Origin of the sequence: uncultured Campylobacter sp. (genome assembly GCF_938018035.1) — a bacterium.
Lineage (GTDB): Bacteria > Campylobacterota > Campylobacteria > Campylobacterales > Campylobacteraceae > Campylobacter_B.
The window spans coordinates 1-1,140 of record NZ_CALIJF010000036.1 but is presented as its reverse complement, the minus strand read 5'-3'; the positions used below and the strand labels follow the sequence as shown (position 1 = coordinate 1,140).

2 protein-coding genes are annotated in these 1,140 nt (G+C 46.7%); both read right to left on the bottom strand.

The genetic code is table 11. The annotated features are described in order from the left end of the window. The coding region (locus Q0257_RS01185; RefSeq protein WP_298020506.1) for a hypothetical protein at window positions 1–271 on the bottom strand (271 nt) is incomplete at its 3' end. 9 nt (window positions 272–280) lie between these two features. Then, the gene (gene mqnP, locus Q0257_RS01180) at window positions 281–1,132 is read right to left on the bottom strand and encodes a menaquinone biosynthesis prenyltransferase MqnP (RefSeq protein ID WP_298020509.1); all 852 of its coding nucleotides are present in this window, start codon (window positions 1,130–1,132) and stop codon (window positions 281–283) included. Between the last annotated feature and the right edge of the window lie 8 nt (window positions 1,133–1,140).

Genomic DNA, 1,140 nt, shown 5'->3' with positions numbered 1-1,140 from the left:
CTACATCTAGTCTCTGCTCTATCGTCTCGTCGATTACGTCGGCAATCGCGTTTATATCGATATTTGGAGCGACTTTACCGCCCGAATCGATCATCTCTTTTAGCTCCTCGACCTTCTTTTTAAGCAGATAATTTTCCTGCATAGCGTCAGTCAGCACCTGATCGAAGCGCTCGAATTTTTTATCCGCTTGCTTATCCTTAAAATATATGACGAAAAACATCAAAAATATAACGACGCAAAGTCCTAAAATGATGATAGTGTTAAGATCCATAGGGGTTCCTTAAAATAAATTTACAAAAATAAAAGCAAAAAACGCGATGCCCAAGTAGCCATTGAGCGTGAAAAACGCGCGATCAATCTTGCTAAAATCTTTCTGCACGATCTTATGCTCGAAGTACAGGATCGTCGCGCACGCAGCCACGCCCAGATAGGCAAAAAAGCCTAAATTTGCCGCCGCGCAAAACAGTAGCCAAAAAAGCACTGCTACGGCGTGAAAAATTTTGGAGATAAACATCGAAGCTTCCTTGCCGTAAAGCGCAGGGATGCTGTAAAGCCTAGCCGTGCGGTCGAATTCCATATCTTGAAGCGAATACAACACGTCAAAGCCGCCCACCCAAAATACTACCCCGAGACACAGCAGCACCGACCATAGCGGAATTACGCCGCTAACGGCGATCGCTCCGGCAATCGGCGCAAGCCCTAAGCAAAAGCCGAGCATCAAATGCGCGGTCTCGCTAAAGCGTTTAAAATATGAATACCCGCCCAATGCCGCTAAAATCGGCACCGAAAGCTTAAGCGCCAAAGAATTTATAAGCGCCGAAACCGCTATAAAAACCACTGCGTTTGCGATGATGAAAAGCAGTAAATTCCCGCGTCCGATCCGTCCGTCCACGCTAGGGCGCGAAGCACAACGCGGATTGGCGCGGTCGATGTCCTCGTCCAAGTAACGATTTAGCGCCATTGCGAAGCTTCTCGCGCTCACCGCGCATAAAATCCCCAAAAAAAGCAACTTCCAGCCGAACCATATCGAGCCGTTTTGCAGCTTGCTCGCGGTAATCATCGCCGTAAAGATAAACGGTAGCGCGAAAACCGAGTGTTTAAAAACTATTAATTCGTTGATATCGGATAAAATTTCTTTAA